Origin of the sequence: Corynebacterium sp. KPL4072 (assembly GCF_037908395.1) — a bacterium.
Taxonomy (GTDB): Bacteria; Actinomycetota; Actinomycetes; order Mycobacteriales; family Mycobacteriaceae; genus Corynebacterium; species Corynebacterium kefirresidentii.
Genome location: NZ_JBBMGE010000002.1, coordinates 379,258 through 385,994, shown reverse-complemented (window position 1 = coordinate 385,994; position 6,737 = coordinate 379,258). Strand labels below are relative to the sequence as shown.

Sequence of the window (6,737 nt, the reverse complement as noted above, 5' to 3'; positions counted from 1 at the left end):
CCCCCCGCCCCCCCCCCCCCGCCCGCCCCCCGCGCGGGGCGGCGGGGGTCAACCCCGCCGTGCGGGGCGGGCGGCGGGGGGGCCCCCTGTTGAGTCCCTTTCAGGTGTCCTCAACCCCCGAAAGAGGTTAACTGCAGGTTAACTCCATGGCGGTGAGCTGGTGAAACGGTAGATATACGCTCCTTATTATGCAAACGATTGACCGGCGCTTTGCCGTGCTCCTAGGCTAAATCCAACGAAAGTTATAGCCAGAAAGGTCTTTGTTATGACCAGTGGAGGAGCGGCTGGCTCTGACGCTGAATACCCCAGCGTCGCCATTTCTCATGGCGATTACGCGGCCGAGATTGCCCTTTTCGGCGGTGCAGTAAAGGCGCTGACCTATCGCGGCGCACCCTTGGTAGAAAGCTATGAGGGCAAGCCACCACTGATGGCCGGTGTGGTGCTGGCGCCGTGGCCCAATCGCACCGAAGATGGCTGGTTTGAATGGCAGGGGACTGTCCACCAGCTAGAAATTACGGAGCCGGAGCGCAATAACGCCATCCACGGCTTCGCGGTGGACTGGTGGCGGGTAAAAGAACGCACAGAAAGCCGAGTGATCCTCGCTTTTGACATTGAGCCGCGGCACGGTTGGCCATGGGCCATTCAGCTGGAGGCTACCTATGCTCTCGATGAGCAAGGATTGCACCACCGGCTGACCGCCCGCACCGCGGACCCCGGCGAGGTTCCCTTTGCCTATGGCCTCCACCTCTACCTTTCCCCACAGGGAGCTGGGGCGGAGGAAGCGGTGCTGAGTGTGGACGTCGGCAAGCGCCACGTGCTAGACGCGCGCAACCTGCCTACGGGCAAGACGGAGCAGGTGCGCATTGTCCACCAACCCATCGCCGAGGTGGATTGGGACGATTGCTTCCACGGTGAAGGGCCGCTGACGGCCAGATATACAGCCGGTGGAAAAGGTGTGCGGCTGGAGATGGGCGAGGGCCTGAACTGGGTGCAGATGTTTACCCCAGCCAACTTCCCGCGGGAACAAGGCCCAGGCAAGGCGCTTGCGGTAGAGCCCATGAGCGCGCCGCCGAATGCGCTGCGTAGCAGGGAAGACCTCGCGCGCTTGAGTGCTCAAAATCCACAGACTTATACGCTGCTGCTGGCAGCAGAAAATAATAACTAGAAAGGTCAGCCATGGAGACTGCTGAATCCGTATTGAGGCTCGATGCCTCTTGGGCGGATTACTTATTGGTAGCCATCTACTTCCTCTTCGTTCTAGGCATTGGCTGGGCCGCCAAGGCCAGGGTGTCTAGCTCCATCGACTTCTTCCTCTCCGGTCGAGGCTTGCCCGCCTGGGTGACCGGACTGGCCTTCGTCTCGGCCAACCTAGGCGCGGTAGAAATCATCGGTATGTCCGCCAATGGTGTGGAGTATGGCTTCCAAACCATGCACTACTTCTGGATCGGTGCCATCCCCGCCATGGTCTTTTTGGGCATTGTGATGATGCCGTTCTACTACGGCTCCAAGGTCCGCTCGGTGCCGGAATTTATGCGCAAACGTTTTGGCAATGCCGCGCACTTGGTCAACGCGATTTCCTTTGCCGTAGCCCAGCTGCTCATTGCAGGTGTGAACCTGTACCTGCTGGCCACCATCGTAGAGGCCCTATTGGGCTGGCAGATGTGGGTATCGCTCTTGGTCGCCGGGTTTATTGTGCTGTCCTATATCACCTTGGGGGGCCTTTCGGCCGCCATCTATAACGAGGTGCTGCAGTTCTTCGTTATCATCGCCGCGCTTGCCCCACTAACCATTATTGGGTTGAACCGCGTGGGCGGCTGGAGCGGGTTAAAAGACGCCGTGGCCAATGACTCTCACTTCCACACCTGGCCGGGCACGGACATCTCCGGCTTCGAAAACCCGGTGTGGTCTGTCATCGGCATCGTCCTAGGCCTAGGCTTCGTGCTCTCCTTCGGCTACTGGACCACCAACTTCGTAGAAGTCCAGCGCGCCATGGCCTCGGATTCTATTTCCGCGGCCCGCAAGACCCCAATCATCGGTGCTTTCCCCAAGATGTTCGTGCCTTTCCTGGTGGTTATTCCGGGCATGGTTGCTTCCGTGTCCGTGGCTGACTTGATGGAGGAGCGCGCCGAGCCGAACGACGCCATCCTGCTGCTCATGCGCGACCTGCTACCCAATGGCTTATTGGGCGTGGCAATTGCTGGCTTGCTCGCTTCCTTCATGGCCGGCATGGCGGCAAATATCTCGGCTTTTAATACCGTCATTTCCTATGACATCTGGCAGACCTACGTGGTCAAGGACCGCGAGGATGACTACTACTTGAAGTTCGGCCGCATCGCTACGGTTATCGCCACCGCTATTGCCATCTTCACCGCGCTTTTGGCACAGAACTTTGGCAATATCATGGACTACCTGCAGACCCTGTTTGGCTTCTTTAATGCGCCGCTATTTGCCACCTTCATCTTGGGTATGTTCTGGAAGCGCATGACCCCGCACGCTGGTTGGTCCGGACTGGTGGCCGGTACTGGTTCCGCCATCGTTTTCTGGTACGTCGCTTCTTTCACGGACATGATTAACCTTCCAGGCCAGGGCACCGCCTTCGTCGCGGCCGGCGTGGCCTTCGCCGTGGATATCGTGGTCTCCATCGTGGTTACCTTGTTTACCCAGCCCAAGCCGGATGCCGAGCTGGTCGGCTTCGTTTCCTCCGTAACCCCCAAGGACCACTTTGAGGACTACACCGAAAAGTCCTTGCCGTGGTACCAACAGACCGTCCCGCTGGGCATTATCTGCCTAGTTATGGCCGTAGCACTCAACGTCATCTTTGCCTAAGGAGCCCAACATGTCTGAGAAAAAGCGCGCGGGCGCATTCGACCTGCGCAACGTCATCGCCGCACTCCTCGGCCTCTACGGCCTCATCTTGCTCGGCTGCTATTTCTTCCTTGACCCAGGCATTAACCCAGATACCGGGCAGGCCAAAAACGTCAGCGATAACCTATGGGCAAGCCTTGCTTTGCTGGCCGTGGCCGCCGCCTTTGTGCTGTGGGCGCGCCTGAAGCCCATCACCATCCCAGGAGAAGACTAATGGTTGAGATTACCTCCGCCACGCTTGCCGACGGCCGCGAAATCCTCTACTTCGACGACCAGCCCCACCCTGACCGCGTGCTCGTTGATTCCCGCGATATCCCTACCGTAGCCCCTGCTTCCGAGATGCGCCGGGATCCCCTGACAGGAGACTGGGTGGCCTTTGCCGCCCACCGAATGAACCGAACCTTCCTGCCACCTGCCAATGAGAACCCGCTAGCGCCCACGCGCGAAGGCCAGCTGCCCACGGAGATCCCCAGCCGTAGCTATGACGTGGTGGTCTTTGAAAACCGCTTCCCGTCTTTTGCTACCGCGGCCGACATCGAGCACCCCGAGGAGGATAACCTGTTTGGCATGGTGCCGCGCCTTCCTGCGCGCGCCCGCTGTGAGGTGGTCTGTTTTACCGAGGATCCCGCCCTTTCTTTCAAGGATTTGCCCGAATCCCGCATTCGCACCGTTATTGAGGCGTGGGCTCATCGCACCGCCGCGTTGTCCCAGATTGACGGTGTGCAGCAGGTTTTCCCCTTCGAAAACCGTGGTGAAGAAATCGGCGTGACCCTCCAGCACCCGCACGGCCAGATTTATTCCTATCCATTCCTCTCGCCGCGCCTGCGCTCCATCGTGGATTCCGCCCGGGCCTACGACGGCGACCTCTTTCAGGATCTCCTCGATCGTGAGCGCGCCGCCGGCACCCGCATCATTGCTGAGACCGAGCACTTCACCGTCTTCGTCCCCGCCGCCGCCAAATGGCCGTTGGAAGCTATGGTCTTGCCCAATGAACACATCCCTGACTTCGCCGCGCTTAGCGACGCCCAACGTGCCGACCTCGCACCCTTGCTTAAGAAGCTGTACTCCGCGGTGGACCGCTTCTTTGATGGCGTGGACAAGACCCCCTATATCGCCGGCTGGACCCAGGCACCGGTGGACAAGGCACTGCGCCCAGGCATCCGCATGCACCTGCAGCTCTTTTCGCTTATGCGATCGCCCGGCCGCATGAAGTACCTCGCCGGCTCCGAGTCTTCGCAGGCGGTGTGGATTAATGACACCACCCCGGAGCGCATTGCCGCCCGGTTCAAGGAGATCTGGGATGCTTAACTGGATTGAGACCCGTACCGATGAGGAGCTCGCTGCCGCTGCGCGCGCCCTCTTCGCCTCTGCCTTCCCGGATTCGCCCGAGCCCGCCGGCGTGTGGGCCGCTCCCGGCCGCGTGAACCTCATCGGCGAGCATATCGATTACGCTGGCGGCGCCTCCATTCCCTTTGCGCTGGAGCAAAATACCGCCGTTGCTGTCGCGCCTCGCAGCGATGGGCTTATCCGCATAGCTTCCGAGTTCGACGGCTCCATCGCCCATGCAGAGCTTCCGCTTGCCGATGTTCGTCCGGGCCACCCCGCCGATTGGTCCGGCTACGCTGCTGGCACCGTGTGGGCCGCTACCGCGGCGGGCACGCTGTCATGCACGGGCCTTGATATCACTATTGTCTCCGACGTCCCCGTCGGCTCTGGCCTGTCTAGCTCTGCCGCCCTCGAGTGCTCCACGGCCGTGGCCGCGTATGAGCTCGCGCACGGGCATTCTCCCGATGACGCTGCCCGCAGCCAGCTGGCGCAAGCCTGCATTCGCGCCGAAAACGAGGTGGTCGGCGCCTCTACCGGTGGATTGGACCAAAACGCCAGTCTCTTTGGCCAGCGCGGCAAGGCCCTCTTTTTGGACTTTTCCACTGGCGCCGTCGAGCGCGTGCCTTTCAATATCGAGGCCCAAGACATGGTGCTGCTCATCGCGGACACCAATGCCCCGCACACGCTTTCCGACGGCCAATACGCCTCCCGCCGCGGCATCATCGACGCCGTCCAATCTGCCGCCGGTCACTCCATCCGCGAGATACCGAATGCCGTGGACTTTGCTGCCACCGTCAATCCCGCCGAGGAGGAACTCTATCGCCGCCGCGTGCACCACGTGGTGGAAGAAACCAACCGGACCCTAGATGCCGCTACCGCGCTGGCATCTTCCGATCTAGATACATTCCGGCGTCTTATGCGCGAGAGCCACATCTCTCTGCGCGACCTTTATGAGGTCACCACTCCGGAGCTCGACTCCGCTTTTACCGCGGCCGGCGAGCTGGGCGCTCGCATGACCGGTGGTGGTTTCGGCGGCGCGGTTATCGCGCTCATCCCGCACTCCTCCGTCGAGTCCACCGCGCAAGCCATTCATGATGCTGCGGTTTCGCGCGGCTTTCCGGAACCTACCTTCTTGGTTGCGCGACCGGGTGAAGGCGCCAGGCGCTTGGCCTGACTCCGCGGCCCGGCTCGGCTTAGCCGCGACCCTCCCAGCGCGCCTCTTGTCGTTGGGTCCATACTGATCAGGCTGATCTGAAGGCCGGGCCGCCTCAGATCGGCCTTAATTCCCTCAATTCGGCCTGATCAGATCAGCCCCAAAGCCCTAAGCGTTCGGGTCACAACGCCAAGAGAGCTTTCTGGATCCCCTCGCGCAGAGTCTCGCGAGACTGCTTCATCGGATGCGCAATCGCGCGCAACCCCATGTACGCAATCTGGTCGGCCGCCCGATTCAGCGGATCACCCGCATGCCCAAGTACACGGCGAATGTCGACCTCGCATTGGCCTTGGATATCGCCCCAAGCTTGCTGGAATCGGGACCGCGCACCCGAAGACACCCCTCGCCACGTGCGCCCCGGCCGCGACGCTTTAGAGCCGCGCTTATGCACAATCTGCTCGACCGCCTCCAAAGCGGCTACGGAATCGGACTCAATAACCGCCTTGCGCGCACCCACCTTGAGCAGGTATTTCAGCGCGAGCGTCAGTGCTTCGAGCTCGAGCTCATCCGTGCTCGCCTTGGTTTCTCGAGTTCGTAACCGGTAGTCGCCGTTGCCCGCAACGAAGCACATCGACCCCTTGAATACGGTATCCGAGGAAGCGTCGGTGGCTATGCGAACCACGTCGCCCTTGGACCATGAGGAGGCGCGCGAGAAGTTCGGCCACCAGTGTGCTTTCGGCGTCTCTACCTGTGCCGCTTGCTTCTTTTTCGGTGCTTCACCCATCTTGCGCGCCTTCCGTGCAGTAAGGCCGGCTTGTTTTCGGCGCACGGAGCTCGCGCTCTTCGAAGCCCTATTTTCTTCCGCAAAGCTTCCCGTCACCGTGAAACCGTCTGCCGTGAGTGCCGCTCGCAACGCATTCTGCCTGCGACCAGTGACAATCCACACCCGTCCGTCGAGTCCCTTGAGTGCGCGTTTGACCTCCCGTACGGCGATATCGACGATATCGCCCTTCTTAGTCTGGCCGCGGCGCACAAAACGCGTCTGCTTAGTATTGACCGCGATGACCCAGCCTTCGATGGTGCCGTTGGGGGCGGAATCCCAACGCTCGTCCCAGAGCGCGACCGCAACATGGATTGGTGCCGAGACCATGCCCGAGGTGATCTTGCGGGTACCGTAGGTGCGCGATTGCGTACCGGTAAGTTCTGAGAGCTCGATGGGTTCCATTATCTCTAGTAAAGCACGGTTAACCGCGCTGCTGAATTATCCCCGCACACCACCGCATTGAACTACTTCCCCTTAGGTCGAATGTGATCGAGCCGATCTGAGCACAACCCGCCCTCAACTCAGCCTCAACGCTCTCAATTCGGCCCGATTACCTTGGACCTAAAGTTC

6 protein-coding genes are annotated in these 6,737 nt (G+C 60.8%); 5 read left to right on the top strand and 1 reads right to left on the bottom strand.

Going from position 1 to position 6,737, the window contains the following annotated elements:
- Positions 1–265: 265 nt before the first annotated feature.
- Genes WMP97_RS03725 through galK form a run of 5 tightly spaced genes read left to right on the top strand, consistent with a single transcriptional unit; the run spans position 266 to position 5,365 of the window.
- The gene (locus WMP97_RS03725) at positions 266–1,165 is read left to right on the top strand and encodes an aldose epimerase family protein (protein ID WP_023020721.1); all 900 of its coding nucleotides are present in this window, start codon (positions 266–268) and stop codon (positions 1,163–1,165) included.
- Between the two features lie 11 nt (positions 1,166–1,176).
- Positions 1,177–2,826: a sodium:solute symporter family protein gene (locus tag WMP97_RS03720; RefSeq protein ID WP_284835946.1), complete on the top strand. Its 1,650-nt coding sequence runs from the start codon at positions 1,177–1,179 to the stop codon at positions 2,824–2,826.
- Positions 2,827–2,836: 10 nt separating this feature from the next.
- Positions 2,837–3,079 carry a hypothetical protein gene (locus tag WMP97_RS03715; protein ID WP_023020723.1) on the top strand — a complete coding sequence of 81 codons (243 nt, stop codon included), beginning with the start codon at positions 2,837–2,839 and terminating at the stop codon, positions 3,077–3,079.
- The gene (galT, locus tag WMP97_RS03710) at positions 3,079–4,173 is read left to right on the top strand and encodes a galactose-1-phosphate uridylyltransferase (RefSeq protein WP_340439835.1); all 1,095 of its coding nucleotides are present in this window, start codon (positions 3,079–3,081) and stop codon (positions 4,171–4,173) included. Before WMP97_RS03715 ends, galT begins: the two co-directional genes overlap by 1 nt.
- Positions 4,166–5,365, top strand: a complete 1,200-nt coding sequence (gene galK / locus WMP97_RS03705; RefSeq protein WP_340439834.1) for a galactokinase — start codon at positions 4,166–4,168, stop codon at positions 5,363–5,365. Before galT ends, galK begins: the two co-directional genes overlap by 8 nt.
- A 160-nt stretch (positions 5,366–5,525) precedes the next feature.
- Here galK and WMP97_RS03700 read toward each other — a convergent pair whose 3' ends face one another.
- A complete protein-coding gene (locus WMP97_RS03700; RefSeq protein WP_023020726.1) occupies positions 5,526–6,569 on the bottom strand; it encodes an RNase H family protein in 1,044 nt (347 codons plus the stop codon).
- Positions 6,570–6,737 lie beyond the last annotated feature (168 nt).

Bases quoted from the DNA above. Each gene is read 5' to 3' on its own strand.
- WMP97_RS03720 (WP_284835946.1), top strand. From the start codon at position 1,177: ATGGAGACTGCTGAATCCGTATTGAGGCTCGATGCCTCTTGGGCGGAT.
- WMP97_RS03700 (WP_023020726.1), bottom strand. From the start codon at position 6,569: ATGGAACCCATCGAGCTCTCAGAACTTACCGGTACGCAATCGCGCACC.
- WMP97_RS03715 (WP_023020723.1), top strand. From the start codon at position 2,837: ATGTCTGAGAAAAAGCGCGCGGGCGCATTCGACCTGCGCAACGTCATC.
- galT (WP_340439835.1), top strand. From the start codon at position 3,079: ATGGTTGAGATTACCTCCGCCACGCTTGCCGACGGCCGCGAAATCCTC.
- WMP97_RS03725 (WP_023020721.1), top strand. From the start codon at position 266: ATGACCAGTGGAGGAGCGGCTGGCTCTGACGCTGAATACCCCAGCGTC.
- galK (WP_340439834.1), top strand. From the start codon at position 4,166: ATGCTTAACTGGATTGAGACCCGTACCGATGAGGAGCTCGCTGCCGCT.